Source organism: Leifsonia sp. EB34, assembly GCF_041260585.1.
Classification (GTDB): domain Bacteria; phylum Actinomycetota; class Actinomycetes; order Actinomycetales; family Microbacteriaceae; genus Leifsonia.
Window position 1 is genome coordinate 43632 of sequence record NZ_JBGCCV010000004.1, and the last position, 17724, is coordinate 61355.

Sequence of the window (17724 nt, forward strand, 5' to 3'; positions counted from 1 at the left end):
CGAATCGGATCGCTGCGAGCGAGACATGACTTCCCTCCAGGTCAGACAGGACGACCCAGCAGCGCGCAGAGAAAGGCATGCGTGGCTGCCGGCGGGCAATCATCCGGCGGTACGTCCTTGGCACTGACCCCGACCGGGACAGGCAGCGAGGCCGCGTTATGGCGACCCTGGTACCGCCGCTATGCGGCGGGACGGATATTCATGCAGCAGCACATGGCCGCCATCGTAGCCGACGGTGTCGGCACTAAATGTCGTGCGCTGGCCGCTCGGGCTGATCTTGACGACGTTGGGCGCTACTCGACCCGCTTCCCGCCATGGATCCGGTAGACGCCTGCCGTTAGGCCGAACAGTTCCAGGCTCAACATGATCGACGCGATCGACGCGACCACAACCCACAGCGCCGGGTGAGAGACCAGAGAGAAGAGCACGCCGAGCAGCCCCAGGCACATGAGCACACCACCCCCGATCGCCGCCGGCCGAATCCACGACGGCATATCGACGCCCGTTGACGGCGTACGCAATGTCGCCAGCACGAGCAGGACGGTGCCGACCGTGAGGAACCCGAGGCAGCACGCGAGCAGCAACCACCGGAACGCCGCCAGCGCCGTCGTATCAGGCCGGTAGATCGCCGCGTACGCTGCGCCCGCCACCCCGATGACACAGTAGGCGACGCCCATCGACCGTGCAGCACGCACACCATCTAGCGACGACTCCTGGCGCATGAGACGCACGGTACGCCTTCGGCAGTGCCCAATGGAGGACTCCGTCAGCGTCGAAAGCACGCTGGCCTCGGCGTCGCCCCGCTCTGAAGTGTGCGCAGATTGTGGGCGGATGGCCTTTTCCGGGAAGCGAACACCCCCGGATCCCTTGTAAGTACTGGGATCGCGGGGGTTTTTCGTGGCGGTACCGGCGGGATTTGAACTCGTATGCAGCCCTTTAAATATCAGGGCAGTTTCGTAAAAGTGCTGATCACTGCGTCGATTAGAGTCACATTGGATCTCATAGGATCACATCGAACCACGCACGATTGTGGGCAAAATGTGGGCAGATCGAGAGCCGGCCGTCCAGCCGTTTGTCAGGATGCGGGTTCCATCTCAGCCCTGACGTCCTCGATGCATCGATCAAGCTACGCCACGCTACCAGCCATGCCCGACAGCGCCCCGCTCATCGGAAGGTCAGTTGAGACGACGCAGCGTCAGATCCGTCTTCCGTGGACGCGGTGAGCGTTGGAGAGTCCGTGAGGGCGGCGCCGTCATCGCGGATGCCGCTGAGCTTGCGCAGCGTCGTGCGCACAAAATCGGCGAACTGAGGTGCGCCAGCGTCGCGAAGGGCCTCAGAGAGGCCCTTCGGTGCCGGATCGCCTTTGGCCGCGCGCTTCTTCTTGACCTCACTCCAGTAATCGACCTGCTGCCTGACGACTTCCTCGACGGCTGAAGGATCGTTGTCCGCAACCAGCATGAACAGCTCATCGGCGGAGTAGAGATCGAAGGGCACAGCGTCCGCAATTGGCGCAAAGTCCTTCATGTTTTCGGTGACGAGGATCTTCACGCCTGCATGGGTCGCAGCATTCACGACATGCCAGTCCTTTTCGTCGGGCATACCTGGAACTTCACCCCCAGGCCAGTCGCTGATGATGTCATGAAGCGCGCCTTCGATCGACGCCTTTATTTGGCGGATGACACCACCGTCTGCGGTCCGGTGAGTCTCACGAAAGTTGGCCAGCGCCTCGATTATGCAGTCCTGGGAGGTCACGACGGCGAAGCGGGTGCAATGCTCACTCAACATGAGCGCCCAATCCCGCAGCGTCTTGCTGTACAGGACGTTCGCATCGACGAAGACCAGATCCATATGAATGAGAATAGCCCCCGGCGTAGACACGCCGGGGGCTATGCGGTTACCTCGAACTCTGCGCGCAGGGATCAGTCGACATCGAGGTCCATCTCGATCTGGCGCAACGTATCGAATGCGGCTCGCCGGCCCTGTTCGCGATGTTCCTTCAGCGCGAGCACGTCGTTGATCCTAAGTCGATGGTGACTTCCGACCTTGGTTGCCGGGAGCTCGCCGGATCCGATCAGCTTCATCAGAGTAGGTCGGGAAACCCCAAGGATGCCAGCGGCCGTCGAGGTCGTCAGTTCCTCAGGCATGGCACGCATAGACACATTGCCTTGCGTCATGCCCTTAATGGCAAAGATCAATGCCCGCGAGAGCTCAGGAGGAAGCGAGATGGATTCGCCGTCTTCGAGCTCAAGGGCGAGACTGATCAGTTTGCGGTCGTGCGCCCTTGCGACAACCTCGCGAGCTTCTTCTTGGACTTGCTCGTCGATCAAGACTTTTTCGGTGGGTGCGCCGGAGCGTTCGAGAAGCGTGGCATTCATGGTGTGCTCTCTTGTTATCTGTATGGTTACGTGATTGCTGCAATGCTGCTGGCGGAGCCTGTTGCACTTATAACTGCGATCTCGTCCTGACCCGAAGATACGGCCTTGCGGATATAAATGCAACCTTACTGTGGTCCGTTGTGCAGAGGCTGAGTCGGTCGATCGGTCCCTAAATGTCACCGATGTCTGAGCCAGGAGCAAAGTATTGACTGCGATGACGGTGAAGCTGCCCGGTTCCATCAAGAGGATGCGCCCACCGGTGTGGCGATCTGCCGATGCTGTGTGCAGCGCTTTCAAGTGCAGGAGTCCGCTCGGGGTGAAGGACTACAGCGGGCCTGGCGACCCTGGCATCTGGTGTTCGTTCAAGCTCAAGCAAGTTGGGGCGGGGCCAAGCTGATGGACAAAGGAGACGAGATCAACGAAGCGAAACCAGAACCAAGAAGAAGCCAATGATGAAGGACCAGCCGAGGTAGAGACGAAGGAGAGATAGAAGAGATACATTGCCAAGGGAGATACATACCAAGAGCGAATACACGCAGCGCGGGAACGCGTTGCTTGACGACCTAGAGCTCGTAACGTCGGCCGTCGCACTCGACGAGTGGGACGGCCTCGTCTGGGCATACCCCCGGATCGTCGCCGTCGGCGCCGCTCGCGGTTTCAGCCACGTGGGGCCGAACTACCACATCGTGCGCATGCGCGCGCTCGGCATCATCGGTTGATCCGGGAGGGGAACGGTCCAAGGCTGCCGAACTGGTCCTCGATCCACCATTGGCACCTGTCCGCGAGGATTCGAACCTCGCGCTTCCCGCGAGCGTAGAGAAACAAGCCGGAGTCCATTGGGCCCACCTGTCTGTGAACAAGGGTGAACCCCGGACCACTCAGCTTCGACGCCGCCGAAAGGACCTGCGGTGGCGTCGTGGACGGCCATCCGTCGACATCCTCATCGGTCATGGTTGCAGCGTACTGGGCATCGCTCGCGCACTCCACAGTCCCCGCAAGTGTGGGCAAATTGTGGGCAAATCGCCTTTTCTGGGAACGCGAAAACCCCCGGATCCCTTCTAAACACTGGGATCGCGGGGGCTTTTCGTGGCGGTACCGGTGGGATTTGAACCCACGGTGGGCTTTCACCCACACAACTTTTCGAGAGTTGCACCTTCGGCCGCTCGGACACGGTACCGCCGACGAGTTTACTGGATGCGCCCGGTCACCGCGAATCGGGCAGCCAGCGGCGGCCGCGACACGTGCTCAGGGAAGCGCATGGGGCGCGCTGTACTCTGCCGGGATGGGGATTCTGAAGTCGGTGGTCTGGTTGGGCAGCGCCGTCGTCGTCGCGGCGACCGCGGTGGCCGGACGGGTGTGGGTGGCTCAGCAGCGGGCGTCGATCGCCGCCGGCAAGGAGCGCATCAACCAGACGTTGCCCGTGCACTCCGCGTGGTGGCGTGACCACGCCAAGACGGAGGGCGAGATCCTCTACGTGGCCATCGGGGACAGCGCCGCGCAGGGGATCGGCGCCTCCGCACCCCGCAACAGCTACGTCGGTGTGATCGCCGAGCACATCCGCTCCGCGACGGGGCGCAGTGTCCAGGTCGTCAACCTGTCGGTGTCCGGGGCGACCGTGGCGCTGGCCGCTGCCGACCAGCTCCCCCGCCTCGCCGACCACACGCCCGACATCGTCACCGTGTCGATCGGCGCCAACGATATCGCCGACTTCGACGCCGGGCGGTTCCGGGAGGGCATCCGCCGGGTGTTCGACGCGCTGCCCGCGGACGCGATCGTGGCCGACCTGCCCTACTTCTACCTGCCGCGCAACGAGCGCAAGGTCTCGGTGGCGAACGGCATCCTCCGGGAGGCCGCGGCCGAGCGCGGACTCACGGTCGTCCCACTGCACGAAGCCATGCGACGGGAGGGGTGGCGCGGTGCACTGCAGCACTTCGCCGACGACTGGTTCCACCCCAACGACCGCGGCTACCGGGTGTGGGCGTCCGCCTTCCTGCCTGCCGTCGTCGAGCTGGCGACGGCGAAGTTCCCGCGGAGGGCGGCCGCCTAGTTGCCCGAGTCGTGCAGCGGCTGCGGGTGCGGCGCCAGGAACTCCAGCACCCGGTCCCAGGCCGGCGCGATGACGAGATGGCCGGCGCCCGGCACGACCTCCATCCGGGCGTCCGGGATGGTGCGCTGATACCAGGCGGCATGCGGGTGACCCGCGATCGGGTCGGCCTGGCCGGCGACGATGAGCGTCTTCGCCTGGACCGCTGACGGGTCGAAGCCCCACGGCCGGGCGGTGTAGCTGAGGATGTCGGCCGCGACACCGCCGGGGCCCTGGCGATAAGCGTCCTTCAGCATCCGGCCGAGCCGGTCCTCCAGGCCGCGCAGGGCGAGCACCCCGGCGTCCACCGGCCCGACCCCGAGCACGTCGAGCGGGACGCCGCTCTCCAGGTCGGCGGACCGTATCGCGTCAGCCTGGTCCTGGAGCATGGCCGACAACCGGCTCCGTGCCTCGTCGGGCGACAGCCGGCCCAGTTCGTCGGACTGCTTCTGCAGCTCGGGCGGGATCCACGGAACGTGCTCGTTCGGGGCGGGTGTGGCGACCACGGCGACGCGGTCGACCAGCTCGGGATGCCGTGCGGCGAAGGCGAGCGCCACCCGGCCGCCCGCCGACCAGCCGGCGATGCCGATCGTCGGGGGCCGGTTCACGCCGATCGGCGCCTCCAGCCGCTTCATCTCGCGGATGTACTCGGCGATGTCGTCGGCGGCGCCCACGATGCTCGGCCAGGACCCGGCCGGCCACGGGTCGCTGGAGCCGTAGCCGGGCCGGTCGAGCGAGACGATGTGGACGCCGCGGTTCGCCGACGCGTCCGGGTCGGGGTCGAACACCGACGAGCCGGGAGCGGGATGGCAGAACACGACGACCCGCTCGGCGACCGCGTCGCCCAGCGTGGTGACGCCGACACGTCGGCCCGAACGGAGGGTGAAGGTCAGGTTGGCCATGCGGCCCATTGTGCTCCGCAGTCCCGACGGCGAGAACCCTGCGTCGCCACGGGAGGAGATTCGGCCCGACCGCTCCCCCTCAGAACGCTGCGTCCAGCTCCCGCTCCCGCGGGGTGGCCGCGGCCGAGAACGCGACCCGAAGGGCCTCCCGGATCGTCGCACTCCGTGCGTCGATGCGCGTCGCGAACCCGAGCCGGGTGGCCTCGGTCGCCCGTTGCTTGCCGCTCGTCACCGGCCGGATCTCGCCCGCGAGGCTGATCTCCCCGAACGCGGCGAGCGTGTGCGGGATGGCCCGGTCGCTCGCCGCCGACGCGACCGCCAGGGCGATGGCCAGGTCGGCCCCCGGCTCGGCCAGGCGCACCCCGCCGACGGTGGACACGTAGACGTCTTTGTCCCCGAGCCGGATGCCGGCACGGCGCTCCAGGACCGCGAGCAGCATGGCGACCCGGGAGGAGTCGACGCCATTGGTCACTCGCCGCGGGTTGGGGGCCGTGGTCGCCACGACGAGGGCCTGGACCTCCACGGGCAGTGGACGGCGGCCCTCCATCGCGACGGTGACGCAGGTGCCGGAGACCGGGGTGGTGGTGCGGCTGAGGAAGAGACCGCTCGGGTCGGGCACCTCGGCGATGCCGTCGCCGGTCATCTCGAAGCAGCCGACCTCGTCGGTCGGCCCGAACCGGTTCTTGAGCGCCCGGACGAACCGCAGCGCCGTCTGGCGGTCGCCCTCGAACTGGCACACGACATCCACCAGGTGCTCCAACAGCCGCGGCCCGGCGATGGAGCCGTCCTTGGTGACGTGCCCGACGATCAGCACGGGGAGGTCGCGCTCCTTGGCCACCCGGATGAGCGTGCTCGCCACCTCGCGGACCTGGCTCGGGCCTCCGGCGATGCCCTCGGTGGCGCCGTTCGACACGGTCTGCACCGAGTCCACGATCACGAGCGACGGCCGCACCGCGTCGATCTGGCCGATGATGGTCGCCAGGTCGGTCTCCGACGCGAGGAAGAGCTGGTCGTGGAGGGCGCCCGTGCGCTCGGCGCGCATCCGCACCTGGCTCACCGACTCCTCGGCGCTGACGTAGAGCACCGGGTTGCCCTCGCGCGCCGCACGGGAGGCGACCTCCAGCAGCAGCGTCGACTTGCCGACGCCGGGCTCACCGCTCAGCAGGATGGCCGCACCCGGCACGATCCCCCCGCCGAGCACCCGGTCGAACTCGCCGATGCCGCTCGGCCGCCGCTCCGCCGACTCCGTGCCGATCGACGTGATCGACCGCGCCGCCCGGTCCGCGCCGACGACGACCGGCTTCAGCGCCCGCAGCACGCCGGTGGGCGCGGACGCCTCCGTGACGGTGCCCCACTCCTGGCATTCGCCGCAGCGGCCCGCCCACTTCACCGTCGTCCAGCCGCACTCGGTGCAGCGATACGTCACAGCGGCTTTTGCCACGGAACCTCCTCAGTCGCGCTCCACACTACGGTCGGCCACCGTCATCGGCGGGAGGATCGCGGAACTCGTGGAGGAGTCGCCGCTAGGCCCGATCTGTGGAGGAGGAATCCACGGCGCGTCAGTTCAGCGCGAACTGCTTCGTCGTGGCCGAGGTGATCCCGGCGACCGACACCTGCAGGTGGTACGACGCACCGCCGGCCGGCACCTGCGCGCGCTGCGCCTGGCACGTGGCCGGGTCGGACCGCGTCCGGTCCCAGGTGATCGGGGTCTGCGACGAGATCGTCTTGCCCGGCTGCAGCAGCACCTGGGCGTCGACCTTCGAGCTCTGGCAGTCGGTCGACTTCCAGTAGACCTCGGAGCCGCTGGTGATCGTGAACACCTGCTGGGCAGTACCGGCGTCGATGACGCACGCGTTCGGCCCCGTGTTGGTCAGGGCGACGGAGAGCTGCGGGAGCTGGCCCACGGCGTAACTGGCGGCGTCGGTCACGGCCTCCACCTTGACGTCGGCCGGTTTGCAGGCCTGACCGCTGGCGCTGGCGCTGGAGGTCGGGATGCTCGTCGCCGCCGCGGCCGCGGTCGGCTTCGGCGTGTTCGTCGTGACGGGCGCGTTCGCGGGCTCGCCGCTCGAGGAGCCGGGCCGGACCACGATCAGGACGATGACCACCACGACCGCGACGAGGCCGATCAGGACGATGAGCCGACGGCGCCAGTACACGCCGCTCGGCTGCGGGCCGACAGGATGCTTGAACGTCGACATGCCCGAAGGGTAGCGCCGACCCGCGACACGCCCACGCAGGCGCGCTCAGAGACGCTTCAACATGCGCGTGTTTCCCAGGGTGTTGGGCTTCACGCGGGCGAGGTCGAGGAACTCGGCGACACCCTCGTCGTGGGAGCGGACGAGCTCGGCGTAGAGCGCGGGGTCGACGGTCTCCGAACCCATGTCGACGAAGCCGTTGCGCTCGAAGAACCCGACCTCGAAGGTGAGGCAGAACAGCCGGCTGAGGCCCAGCTCCCTGGCGTCGTCCTCCAGCCGGCCGAGCAGCGCACGGCCGACACCGCGGCCGAGCCACGGGTCGGCGACGGCGAGCGTGCGCACCTCCGCGAGGTCGCTCCACATGACGTGCAGCGCGCCGCAGCCGACCAGCTCACCGTCGGCGGTCTCGGCGACCCGGAACTCCTGCACCGACTCGTAGAAGGTCACGGCCTCCTTGCCGAGCAGGATGCGGCGCTGCACGAGCGGCTCCACGAGCTCCCGGATGCCGGGCACGTCGCTGGTCCGCGCCCTCCGAACCACATACCCGTTGCTCTCGCCACTCACCCCACAACCCTACCGACACCATCCATCCCGGACTTACGCACGCGACACGCCGGGCCCAGGCGTACAGAACTCCGGAACAGACGGCGAAGGGCCGGCCCCCGCGTGTGCGGAGGCCGGCCCTGTGGACGCAGCGCGTCAGTCGTTCGCGGCGAGGTCCGGGGTGACCGGGCCGGTGCCGATGGCGGCGGCCGCGTTGACCCCGGCGCCGACCGACTCCTGGCGGGCCGTCGTCGTGAAGACGAACTCGCCGTCCGTGAAGTCGACGTGCACGTGGTCGCCCGCGTTCAGCTCGCCGTGGAGGATCTTCTCGCTCAGTCGGTCCTCGATCTCGTGCTGGACGGCGCGGCGCAGCGGCCGGGCCCCCAGCGTCGGGTCGAAGCCGACCTCGATCAGGCGCTCCTTGGCGGGGACCGCCAGCTCGATCGTCATGTCGCGGTCGAGCAGCCGGTCGGAGAGGCGCTTGATGAACAGGTCCACGATCTGCAGCAGCTCCGGCTTGGACAGCTGCGGGAAGACGATGATCTCGTCCACGCGGTTCAGGAACTCCGGCTTGAAGTTCTTCTTCAGCTCCTCGTAGACCTTGCCGCGCATCCGGTCGTAGCCGGTGGTCGGGTCGCCCTCGATCTGGAAGCCGACGGGGCCGCCGGAGATGTCCTTCGTGCCGAGGTTCGTGGTCATGATGATCACGGTGTTCTTGAAGTCGACCACGCGGCCCTGACCATCCGTCAGACGTCCCTCCTCCAGGATCTGGAGCAGCGAGTTGAAGATGTCGGGGTGCGCCTTCTCGATCTCGTCGAACAGCACGACGCTGAACGGCTTGCGGCGGACCTTCTCGGTGAGCTGGCCGCCCTCCTCGAAGCCGACGAACCCGGGAGGGGCGCCGAACAGGCGGGAGACCGTGTGCTTCTCGCCGTACTCCGACATGTCGAGCGAGATCATCGCCGACTCGTCGTCGAACAGGAACTCCGCGAGCGCCTTGGCCAGCTCGGTCTTACCGACACCGGTGGGGCCGGCGAAGATGAACGAGCCGGAGGGGCGCTTCGGGTCCTTGAGGCCGGCGCGCGTGCGGCGGATCGTCTTGGACAGGGCCGAGATGGCCTCCTCCTGGCCGATGACGCGCTGGTGCAGCGCCTTCTCCATGTAGACCAGGCGGGCCGACTCCTCCTCGGTGAGCTTGAACACCGGGATGCCGGTGGCCTGCGCCAGCACCTCCGCGATCAGGCCCTCGTCGACCTCGGCCGTCGTCTTGACGTCGCCCGAGCGCCACTGCTTCTCGAGGCGCAGCCGCTCGCCGAGGAGGTTCTTCTCCTCGTCGCGCAGGGACGCGGCCTTTTCGAAGTCCTGGTCCTCGATCGCGGCCTCCTTCTGGGAGCGCACGGCGGCGATCTTGTCGTCGAACTCGCGCAGCTCCGGCGGCGCCGACAGGATCGACAGGCGCAGGCGGGCGCCGGCCTCGTCGATCAGGTCGATGGCCTTATCCGGGAGGAAGCGGTCCTGGATGTAGCGGTCGGCGAGGTTCGCCGCCGCGACGATCGCACCGTCGGTGATGGACACCTTGTGGTGCGCCTCGTAGCGGTCGCGCAGCCCCTTGAGGATGTTGATCGCGTGGGGCAGCGACGGCTCGGCCACCTGGATGGGCTGGAACCGGCGCTCGAGCGCGGCGTCCTTCTCGAAGTGCTTGCGGTACTCGTCGAGCGTGGTCGCGCCGATGGTCTGCAGCTCGCCGCGGGCCAGCAGCGGCTTGAGGATGCTGGCGGCGTCGATCGCGCCCTCCGCGGCGCCCGCGCCGACGAGGGTGTGGATCTCGTCGATGAAGGTGATGATGTCGCCGCGGGTGCGGATCTCCTTGGTGACCTTCTTCAGGCGCTCCTCGAAGTCACCGCGGTAGCGGGAGCCGGCGATGAGCGAGCCGAGGTCGAGCGTGTAGAGCTGCTTGTCCTTCAGCGTCTCCGGCACGTCGCCGCGCACGATCGCCTGGGCGAGGCCCTCCACGACGGCGGTCTTGCCGACGCCGGGCTCGCCGATCAGCACAGGGTTGTTCTTGGAGCGGCGCGACAGGATCTGCATGACGCGCTCGATCTCTTTCTCGCGCCCGATCACCGGGTCGAGTTTGTTGTCGCGCGCCGCCTGCGTGAGGTTGCGGCCGAACTGGTCGAGGATCTGGCTGCCGGCCTGCGCGGTCGCCTGATCGTTGCCGCCCACCTGGACCTGCTCCTTGCCCTGGTAGCCGGAGAGCAGCTGGATGACCTGCTGGCGCACGCGGTTGAGGTCGGCGCCCAGCTTCACGAGCACCTGGGCGGCGACGCCCTCGCCCTCGCGGATGAGGCCGAGCAGGATGTGCTCGGTTCCGATGTAGTTGTGGCCGAGCTGGAGGGCCTCGCGCAGGCTGAGCTCGAGGACCTTCTTGGCCCGCGGGGTGAACGGGATGTGGCCCGTCGGCTGCTGCTGGCCCTGGCCGATGATGTCCTGGACCTGCTCGCGGACGGCGTCCAGCGAGATACCGAGCGATTCCAGCGCCTTGGCGGCGACACCCTCACCCTCGTGGATCAGGCCGAGCAGGATGTGCTCCGTCCCGATGTAGTTGTGGTTGAGCATCTTGGCCTCTTCCTGGGCCAGGACGACGACGCGGCGAGCGCGATCGGTGAATCTCTCGAACATTTCTACTCCTCGCGACGCCGTTGCAGGGTCGGCGTCGATACATCGAGAGTAACCGCGGCATCCCGTGCTGCGGAGGCATGTTCGCTGGAGGCGTGACGCCGTGTCAGCCGCGGAGGGCGGCGATCGTGAGGGTGGTGTCGGGCAGCTTGACGGTGACGTCCGAGCTGGTCGTCAGGCCGCTGGGAGTGTCGAACACGGTGGTGTGCGGCACGATGTCGTGCGTGCAGACGCCGCCGGAGGCGGGGGCGAGCGTGGCCTCGAGCTGGTTCGACGCGACGACCTTCACCGACTGCACCGTCGGCGGGCAGGTGGAGCTCCCGTTGAGGACGATCCCGAACTGCTTGCCGTTCTGCAGCCAGGTCGCCCAGGCGGCCCCGCCCGCGCTGCTGGCCGGCGGCTGGACGCCCTGCGGCTCGCCCGCGTAGTCCTTCGCGGGTTTCACCTGCGTGCTCGTGCATCCCGCGAGCAGCAGCGCAACGGCGACGAGGGCGGCGGAGGCGGCGACGGAGGTCCGGGGGCGCGCTGCACGGTTCACGCGCTCATTCTATGGGCGACCTCCTGGGCCGCGGCAGGAGGTCCGGCCGGGCGGCCCGGAAGCGTACGCCGACGCCTAGGATGCCGCTATGAGCAACCTCGAGCGCGACCCGGTGGAGGTCCTCGCGGGCGACGACGCGGTCGTCGCGGACGCGGCGGTGGAGATCCTGGAGCCGCGCGAGGTGCCGCTCGGGGGCCCGCGCGCGATGACCGTGCGGCGCACCCTCCCGCAGCGCCGGCGCTCGCTGATCGGCGGCTGGTGCTTCGTCGACCACTACGGCCCGGACGACGTCTCGCGCACCGGCGGGATGCAGGTGCCGCCGCATCCGCACACCGGGCTGCAGACGGTGAGTTGGCTGTTCGAGGGCGAGATCGACCACCGCGACAGCGTCGGCAGCCACGCCCTGGTGCGGCCCGGCGAGCTCAACCTGATGACGGCGGGGCGCGGGATCAGCCACTCGGAGGTCTCCACGGCGGGGACCCGGCGGCTGCACGGCGTCCAGCTCTGGGTCGCGCTGCCTCGCGCGTCGAAGGATGTGGACCCGTTCTTCGAGCACCACGTCCCGGCGCCGGCGCCGCTCGGGGACGCGACGGTGCGGACGTTCGTGGGCGCGCTGGCCGGGAGCGGGACGACGGCGACCGTGTTCTCGCCGCTGGTCGGAGCCGAGCTCGCCGTGCCGGCCGGGACGAGCGTGACGGTCCCGCTCGATCCCGCGTTCGAGCACGGCGTGCTGGTCGACGCCGGCGAGGTGACCGTCGCCGGAACGGCGGTCCCGCTCGCGCATCTCGCCTACCTCTGCCCGGGGCGGGACGCCGTTGAGGTGGAGGCGAGCGCCGCCGGGCCCGCGCGCCTCCTGCTGCTCGGCGGCGAGCCGCTCGGCGAGGAGATCGTCATGTGGTGGAACTTCATCGGCCGCAGCCACGAGGACATCGTCGCGGCACGGGCCGAGTGGCAGCGCGATGTGATCGACGACGAGGACCCGGACGGCCGGTTCGGCACCGTTCGCGGGTACGAGGGCGGCGCGTTGCCGGCGCCGGCATTGCCGACAGTGCGGCTCAAGCCGCGCGGCTGAGGGCTCCTCCCTCTACTGCAGGGCGGAGGTGAGACGGGCGAGGTTGTCGAGCACGGTGGAGCGCAGGGGCTGCTTCATCCACTCGTCCAGGGTCAGCTCGCGGCTCTCGCGGCGGTAGCCGTCCTCGACCTCGCGCATCCTGTCTACGAACGAGCGTCCGCGCACCATCAGCGAGACTTCCATGTTCAGCAGGAAGGAGCGCATGTCCATGTTGCTCGACCCGATGACGGCCACGTCGTTGTCGATGGTGAAGTGCTTGGCGTGCAGGATGTAGGGCGCCTTGTACATCCAGATCCGCACGCCGGCGCGCAGCAGCGCCTCGTAGTACGAGCGCTGCGCGTGATAGACCAGCGCCTGGTCGCCGATCTCGGAGACGAACAGGTCGACGGCGATCCCCCGCTGGGTGGCGGTCGTGATGGCCGTGAGCATCGCCTCGTCGGGCACGAAGTAGGGGGAGGTGATGACGATCCGCTCCTGCGCGTAGTACAGCAGCGCCAGGAACAGCCGGAGGTTGTTCTCGCCCGCGAACCCGGGGCCGGACGGGACGACCTGGGCGTCCAGTTCCTCGGGGTCGTTGGCGTTCTGGACATCCTCGTCGGTGATCGGCTCGGTCTCGCGGCGGAGCAGTTCGTCGGTCTCGCTGTACCAGTCGGTGATGAAGATCGCGTTCAGACCGGCGACGATCGGGCCCTCCAGCCGGACGATGAGCTCCTTCCACTTGAGCCCGCGCCGGATGTTCGACCGCTTGTTGTAGCTGCGGTCGATGACGTTCTGCGAACCCATGAACCCCACCCGGCCGTCCACGATGAGGAGCTTGCGGTGGTTGCGGAGGTCGGGCCGCTGGTACTTGCCCTTCAGCGGCTGCACCGGCAGCATCAGGTGCCACTTGGCACCCATCGCGGTCAGGCGTTTGATCGTGGCCTTGTAGTCGGGCGTTCGCACCGACGCGATGTGGTCGAGCAGCACGCGCACGACGACGCCGCGGGCGACCGCGGCCTCCATCGCGTCGAAGAAGGGGGCGGTCGTCTTGTCCAACGTGAGGATGTAGAACTCGACGTGCACATACCGCTTCGCCTTGCCGATCGCCGCCGTCATCGACGCCAGCGACTCGTCGTAGTTCCCGTCGAGGGTGGCCCGGTTGCCGCCGACCAGCGGCATCGCGCCGAGGGTGCGGTTGAGCTCGACCACGGACTCCAGCCACGGCGGCCACGGGTGGTCGCGGCGCACCCGCTCGATGCCCTCGGTGCTGTCGATGATGAAACGGTTGATCTCGTCCTGCTTCTCGCGGCGCTTCTTCGGCAGCTTGTAGCTGCCGATCAGCAGGAAGAAGAGGACGCCGATGTACGGGATGAGGAAGATGGCCAGCAGCCACGCGGTGGCGGACGTGGGCTTGCGGTTGCGCGGGACGACGATGATGGCGATGACGCGGATGACGAAGTCGAGGAGCAGTGCGATCACGACGATCGTCGTGGTCAGGAAACCCGCGTCCATCCATCCCCCTCGGGCGTCAGGCGGCGAGGACGCCGGTTCGACGCCCTCGAATGCCTACCGTAGCGGGCGGCGAGCCTCCGGAGCGACACGGCGCACGCCCGCGCTCCGATCGCGAGACCGGGTCTGAGAGTGCATTCAGCCCTTGGGGGCGAGGCCGCGGCGGGCGCGTTCCTCGTTCTCCATGCGGGAATACACCATGCGCTCGGTGCGGTCGGCCCGCACGATAGCGCGCATGATCATCCAGAACAGCAGGCCCACGAGCACGGTCGGGGCCAGCGACCAGACGATTCCACCGATGATGTCTCCCATAGCGGGATAATGGTACCTCCCGCACATGTGAACCACGCCACCCCGGAGCAGCAACCACGCCTCCCATCCTCGTCTTCCTCAGCACCTGGTCCTTCGACCCGGCGGCCGCAGTCGTGCTCGTCGCGGCCGCAGGCCTCTACCTCGGGGGCGTGCTGTCGCTGCGGCGCCGCGGTCACCACTGGCCGGCGCGGCTGACGTGGCTGTACCTGCTCCTCGGGCTCGGCTCGTACGCGGTCATCTCCTTCGGCTTCCTGGGGGCCGAGAGCCGGGAACTCCGCTGGGCGTTCACGACCCGGATCGCGCTGCTGCTCTTCGTCGTCCCGGCGCTGGTGAGCCTCGGCAGGCCGATCGCGCTCGCCCGCGTCGCGCTCGGCCCGGTCGGTCAGTCACGCACGGACCGGTTCCTGCAGTCCCGCCCGGTGAAGCTGTTCGGCAACGCGATCTTCGCGACGGTGTTCGCCTGCGCGGCGTTCATGATCTTCCTGACCCCGGTCGCGGCGGTCCTCCGCGACTCGCCCTGGTCGGAGTGGACCATCTCGGTGCTGGTGCCGCTCGCCGGCCTGCTGATGGTGCTGCCGATCGCGGCCCACTCCGTGATGCACACCAGCTTCTTCATCACGGTGGAGTTCCTGCTGGCGTTCGTCGCACTGCTGCTCGACGCCATCCCCGGGCTGCTGCTGCGGCTCAACGACGCGGTGCTCGACCATGCGCCGGCGATCGTCGGCCCGTTGCCGCTCTGGTTCCCGAGCGCGCTGCACGACCAGCACCTGTCCGGCGACTTCCTGTGGTTCATCGCCGAGGTCGCGGACGTCCCGATCCTCATCATCCTGTTCATCCGGTGGATGCGCCTGGATCGCCGCGAGAGCAAGAAGCTCGACGAGCTGAGCGACGAGGAGATGGAGGCGCTCACGCAGGCGCACCTCCACCAGCGCGGCTGAGCGCCCCGCCATCGATTCCGGAGTTTTGTACGCCTGCACACGGCGTGTCGCGTACAGAACTCCGGAGCGGATTGCTGCGGCTACTTGACCAGGGGGAAGAGGATCGTTTCGCGGATGCCGAGGCCGGTGAGGGCCATGAGCAGGCGGTCGATGCCCATGCCCATGCCGCCCGTCGGCGGCATGCCGAACTCGAGCGCGCGCAGGAATTCCTCGTCCAGGCGCATCGCCTCGTCGTCGCCGGCGGCCGCGAGGCGCGCCTGCTCCACGAAGCGCTCGCGCTGCACGACCGGGTCGATCAGCTCGGAGTAGCCCGTCGCCAGCTCGAAGCCGCGCGTGTAGAGGTCCCACTTCTCCACCACGCCGTCGCGCGAACGGTGCGCGCGCACCAGCGGGCTGGTGTCGACCGGGAAGTCCATGACGAAGGTCGGGCGCACGAGGCCGGGCTTCACGTGGTGCTCCCACAGCTCCTCGACGTACTTGCCGGGCAGCGGGTGCGGCACCTCGATCTCGGCCTCCGCGGCCAGCTCGCGCAACCGCGACATCGGGGTCGCCGGGGTGATCTCCTCGCAGATGGCCTCCGAGAGGCTGTCGTACATCCGGATGCGGTCCCACTGGCCGCCGAGGTCGTACTCGGTGCCGTCGGCCCAGGTGACCACGTGCGATCCGGAGACGGCGACGGCCGCGTCCTGGATGAGCTGCTGGGTCAGGTCGGCGATGGAGTTGTAGTCGCCGTAGGCCTGGTACGCCTCCAGCATCGCGAACTCGGGCGAGTGCGTGGAGTCCGCGCCCTCGTTGCGGAAGTTGCGGTTGATCTCGAACACCCGGTCGATGCCGCCGACGACGGCGCGCTTCAGGTAGAGCTCCGGCGCGATGCGCAGGAACAGGTCGGTGTCGAACGCGTTGGAGTGCGTGACGAACGGGCGGGCGGAGGCGCCGCCGTGCATCACCTGCAGCATCGGCGTCTCGACCTCCACGAAGCCTTGGCCCGCGAAGGTGCTGCGGAGGCTCGCGACGGCCGCGGCGCGGTCGAGCACGTTGCGGCGGGCCTGCTCGCGGGCGATCAGGTCGAGGTAGCGCGAGCGGACCCGGGTCTCCTCGTTGAGCTCGTTGTGCAGGTTCGGCAGCGGCAGGATCGCCTTGGACGCGATCTCCCAGCCGCGGACCATGATCGACAGCTCGCCGCGGCGGCTGGAGATGACCTCGCCCGAGACGAAGACGTGGTCGCCCAGGTCGACCAGCTCCTTCCAGCGCGCCAGCGACTCCTCGCCCACCTCGGCGAGGGAGACCATGGCCTGGATGCGCGAGCCGTCGCCCGCCTGCAGCACCGCGAAGCAGAGCTTGCCGGTGTTGCGCTGGTGCACGACGCGGCCGGCGAGGCCGACGGTCACGCCGGAGGTCTGGTCGGCCTCCAGGTGGCCCCACTCCGCGCGCACCTCCGGGATGGTCGTCGTCACGGGGACCTGCACCGGGTACGCGCCGCCGCCCGCGTCGCCGGACTCGGCGATCAGGCGCTCGCGCTTGGCCAGGCGGACGGCCTTCTGCTCGCTGATCTCGTCGGCGGTGAGGTCGCCGTCGGCGTTGAGGTCGGTGGCGGGCGCTTCGGTCATCGTGTCTTTCCGTTCCGGCGGTTCTGTGCGGTGGAGGTTCTGTGCGGTGGAGGGCGGCGGTTCGTGCTTCGGGGGCTCAGCCGAGCGTGATGCGCGCGTTGTCGATCAGGCGGGTGGAGCCGACGCGGGCGGCGATCAGCAGGAGCGCGGGACCGCGGAGGTCCGCACCCGCTTCGAGGAAGGTGTCCTGATCGACGATCGCGAGATAGTCCAGTTTAACGACCGGCTCGGCCTCCACGCGCGCCGCCGCCGCTTCGAGAGCCGCGGCCGCTCCCCCGGAGGCGGCGGACGCGCCGGCGGCGAGCGCCTGCGACAGCGTGAGGGCGGCCCTGCGCTGGTCGTCGTCCAGGTACCGGTTGCGGCTGGAGAGCGCCAGACCATCGTCCTCGCGGACGATGTCGACCACGGCGATGGTGACGGGGAGGTCGAGGTCTTCGACCATGCGCCCGACGAGGTGCACCTGCTGGGCGTCCTTATGGCCGAACACCGCGACGTCCGGCTGGACGATGTGGAGCAGCTTGGCGACGACGGTCAGCATCCCGTCGAAGTGACCGGGACGGGAGGCTCCCTCGAAGAGCCGGCCGACCTCGCCCGCGGTGACCCGGGTGGAGGACGGACCGTGCGGGTACATCTCGGCGGCGGTCGGGGCGAAGACCAGGTCGGCGACGCCGTCGAGCGCGGCGACGTCGGCGTCGAGGGTGCGCGGGTAGCGGTCGAGGTCCTCGTCCGGGCCGAACTGCAGCGGGTTGACGAAGATCGAGACGACGACGAAGCCGCCCAGGTCGCGGGCGCGCCGCACCAGGCTGAGGTGGCCGCGGTGGAGGGCGCCCATCGTCGGGACCAGCACGACCCGGCCGGTGGGTGCGTCCGCCGGGCCGTCGAGCGCGGCCCGGCGCCGGGCGCCGGCCACCCGCTCGCGCAGTTCGGCGATGGTGGTCACGACGTCGGGCATGACGGTCCTCTCGGGGTGGTGGTGGTGGGGTCGTGGGACCGGC

General features: G+C 68.7%; 18 protein-coding genes and 1 tRNA gene. 4 read left to right on the forward strand and 15 right to left on the reverse strand.

What is annotated here, in order from left to right:
- Window positions 1-293: 293 nt before the first annotated feature.
- From ABIA36_RS18230 to ABIA36_RS18240, 3 genes are all read right to left on the reverse strand, one after another.
- On the reverse strand, window positions 294-722 hold the full coding sequence (locus ABIA36_RS18230; protein ID WP_369963990.1) for a hypothetical protein: 429 nt from the start codon (window positions 720-722) through the stop codon (window positions 294-296).
- A 442-nt stretch (window positions 723-1164) separates the two neighbouring features.
- Entirely contained in the window at window positions 1165-1848 is a 684-nt protein-coding gene (locus tag ABIA36_RS18235) for a PIN domain-containing protein (protein WP_369963991.1), read from the reverse strand.
- A 71-nt stretch (window positions 1849-1919) separates the two neighbouring features.
- On the reverse strand, window positions 1920-2375 hold the full coding sequence (locus tag ABIA36_RS18240) for a helix-turn-helix domain-containing protein (protein WP_369963992.1): 456 nt from the start codon (window positions 2373-2375) through the stop codon (window positions 1920-1922).
- A gap of 551 nt (window positions 2376-2926) precedes the next feature.
- On the opposite strand from ABIA36_RS18240, the gene ABIA36_RS18245 reads away from it, so the two are divergent.
- Complete coding sequence (locus tag ABIA36_RS18245) at window positions 2927-3094, forward strand: hypothetical protein (RefSeq protein WP_369963993.1); 168 nt, start codon at window positions 2927-2929, stop codon at window positions 3092-3094.
- On the opposite strand, the gene ABIA36_RS18250 is transcribed toward ABIA36_RS18245, so the two are convergent.
- Window positions 3084-3326, reverse strand: coding sequence for a hypothetical protein (locus tag ABIA36_RS18250; protein WP_369963994.1), 243 nt, complete (start codon window positions 3324-3326; stop codon window positions 3084-3086). The two genes, ABIA36_RS18245 and ABIA36_RS18250, sit on opposite strands and share 11 nt — an antisense overlap.
- A 136-nt stretch (window positions 3327-3462) precedes the next feature.
- Window positions 3463-3552 (reverse strand) — tRNA-Ser (locus ABIA36_RS18255).
- Between the two features lie 105 nt (window positions 3553-3657).
- On the opposite strand from ABIA36_RS18255, the gene ABIA36_RS18260 reads away from it, so the two are divergent.
- On the forward strand, window positions 3658-4422 hold the full coding sequence (locus ABIA36_RS18260; protein WP_369963995.1) for an SGNH/GDSL hydrolase family protein: 765 nt from the start codon (window positions 3658-3660) through the stop codon (window positions 4420-4422).
- On the opposite strand, the gene ABIA36_RS18265 is transcribed toward ABIA36_RS18260, so the two are convergent.
- The 6 genes from ABIA36_RS18265 to ABIA36_RS18290 form a co-directional block, all read right to left on the reverse strand.
- Complete coding sequence (locus ABIA36_RS18265) at window positions 4419-5360, reverse strand: alpha/beta fold hydrolase (protein ID WP_369963996.1); 942 nt, start codon at window positions 5358-5360, stop codon at window positions 4419-4421. The two genes, ABIA36_RS18260 and ABIA36_RS18265, sit on opposite strands and share 4 nt — an antisense overlap.
- Window positions 5361-5439: 79 nt before the next feature.
- The gene (gene radA / locus ABIA36_RS18270; protein ID WP_369963997.1) at window positions 5440-6801 is read right to left on the reverse strand and encodes a DNA repair protein RadA; all 1362 of its coding nucleotides are present in this window, start codon (window positions 6799-6801) and stop codon (window positions 5440-5442) included.
- Between the two features lie 118 nt (window positions 6802-6919).
- Window positions 6920-7558, reverse strand: coding sequence for a hypothetical protein (locus ABIA36_RS18275; protein ID WP_369963998.1), 639 nt, complete (start codon window positions 7556-7558; stop codon window positions 6920-6922).
- Between the two features lie 45 nt (window positions 7559-7603).
- The gene (locus tag ABIA36_RS18280; RefSeq protein WP_369963999.1) at window positions 7604-8119 is read right to left on the reverse strand and encodes an amino-acid N-acetyltransferase; all 516 of its coding nucleotides are present in this window, start codon (window positions 8117-8119) and stop codon (window positions 7604-7606) included.
- Between the two features lie 135 nt (window positions 8120-8254).
- Window positions 8255-10777 (reverse strand): ATP-dependent Clp protease ATP-binding subunit, encoded by a 2523-nt coding sequence (locus ABIA36_RS18285; RefSeq protein WP_369964000.1) that lies wholly within the window; start codon window positions 10775-10777, stop codon window positions 8255-8257.
- Between the two features lie 103 nt (window positions 10778-10880).
- The gene (locus tag ABIA36_RS18290) at window positions 10881-11312 is read right to left on the reverse strand and encodes a hypothetical protein (protein WP_369964001.1); all 432 of its coding nucleotides are present in this window, start codon (window positions 11310-11312) and stop codon (window positions 10881-10883) included.
- An 88-nt stretch (window positions 11313-11400) separates the two neighbouring features.
- On the opposite strand from ABIA36_RS18290, the gene ABIA36_RS18295 reads away from it, so the two are divergent.
- Entirely contained in the window at window positions 11401-12384 is a 984-nt protein-coding gene (locus ABIA36_RS18295; RefSeq protein WP_369964002.1) for a pirin family protein, read from the forward strand.
- 12 nt (window positions 12385-12396) lie between these two features.
- Here ABIA36_RS18295 and cls read toward each other — a convergent pair whose 3' ends face one another.
- Window positions 12397-13875, reverse strand: a complete 1479-nt coding sequence (cls, locus tag ABIA36_RS18300; RefSeq protein WP_369964003.1) for a cardiolipin synthase — start codon at window positions 13873-13875, stop codon at window positions 12397-12399.
- Window positions 13876-14010: 135 nt separating this feature from the next.
- Complete coding sequence (locus tag ABIA36_RS18305; protein WP_369964004.1) at window positions 14011-14184, reverse strand: hypothetical protein; 174 nt, start codon at window positions 14182-14184, stop codon at window positions 14011-14013.
- Between the two features lie 113 nt (window positions 14185-14297).
- Between ABIA36_RS18305 and ABIA36_RS18310 the strand changes: the two genes are divergently transcribed.
- On the forward strand, window positions 14298-15122 hold the full coding sequence (locus ABIA36_RS18310; protein ID WP_369964005.1) for a cytochrome c oxidase assembly protein: 825 nt from the start codon (window positions 14298-14300) through the stop codon (window positions 15120-15122).
- Window positions 15123-15202: 80 nt separating this feature from the next.
- Here the strand turns inward: ABIA36_RS18310 and lysS are convergent, their stop codons facing one another.
- Window positions 15203-16729, reverse strand: a complete 1527-nt coding sequence (gene lysS / locus ABIA36_RS18315; RefSeq protein ID WP_369964006.1) for a lysine--tRNA ligase — start codon at window positions 16727-16729, stop codon at window positions 15203-15205.
- Window positions 16730-16805: 76 nt separating this feature from the next.
- On the reverse strand, window positions 16806-17681 hold the full coding sequence (gene panC, locus ABIA36_RS18320; RefSeq protein WP_369964007.1) for a pantoate--beta-alanine ligase: 876 nt from the start codon (window positions 17679-17681) through the stop codon (window positions 16806-16808).
- Window positions 17682-17724 lie beyond the last annotated feature (43 nt).

Bases quoted from the DNA above. Each gene is read 5' to 3' on its own strand.
- ABIA36_RS18230 (WP_369963990.1), bottom strand. From the start codon at position 722: ATGCGCCAGGAGTCGTCGCTAGATGGTGTGCGTGCTGCACGGTCGATG.
- ABIA36_RS18235 (WP_369963991.1), bottom strand. From the start codon at position 1,848: ATGGATCTGGTCTTCGTCGATGCGAACGTCCTGTACAGCAAGACGCTG.
- ABIA36_RS18240 (WP_369963992.1), bottom strand. From the start codon at position 2,375: ATGAATGCCACGCTTCTCGAACGCTCCGGCGCACCCACCGAAAAAGTC.
- ABIA36_RS18250 (WP_369963994.1), bottom strand. From the start codon at position 3,326: ATGACCGATGAGGATGTCGACGGATGGCCGTCCACGACGCCACCGCAG.
- ABIA36_RS18260 (WP_369963995.1), top strand. From the start codon at position 3,658: ATGGGGATTCTGAAGTCGGTGGTCTGGTTGGGCAGCGCCGTCGTCGTC.
- ABIA36_RS18265 (WP_369963996.1), bottom strand. From the start codon at position 5,360: ATGGCCAACCTGACCTTCACCCTCCGTTCGGGCCGACGTGTCGGCGTC.
- ABIA36_RS18275 (WP_369963998.1), bottom strand. From the start codon at position 7,558: ATGTCGACGTTCAAGCATCCTGTCGGCCCGCAGCCGAGCGGCGTGTAC.
- ABIA36_RS18285 (WP_369964000.1), bottom strand. From the start codon at position 10,777: ATGTTCGAGAGATTCACCGATCGCGCTCGCCGCGTCGTCGTCCTGGCC.
- ABIA36_RS18295 (WP_369964002.1), top strand. From the start codon at position 11,401: ATGAGCAACCTCGAGCGCGACCCGGTGGAGGTCCTCGCGGGCGACGAC.
- cls (WP_369964003.1), bottom strand. From the start codon at position 13,875: ATGGACGCGGGTTTCCTGACCACGACGATCGTCGTGATCGCACTGCTC.
- ABIA36_RS18305 (WP_369964004.1), bottom strand. From the start codon at position 14,184: ATGGGAGACATCATCGGTGGAATCGTCTGGTCGCTGGCCCCGACCGTG.
- lysS (WP_369964006.1), bottom strand. From the start codon at position 16,729: ATGACCGAAGCGCCCGCCACCGACCTCAACGCCGACGGCGACCTCACC.
- panC (WP_369964007.1), bottom strand. From the start codon at position 17,681: ATGCCCGACGTCGTGACCACCATCGCCGAACTGCGCGAGCGGGTGGCC.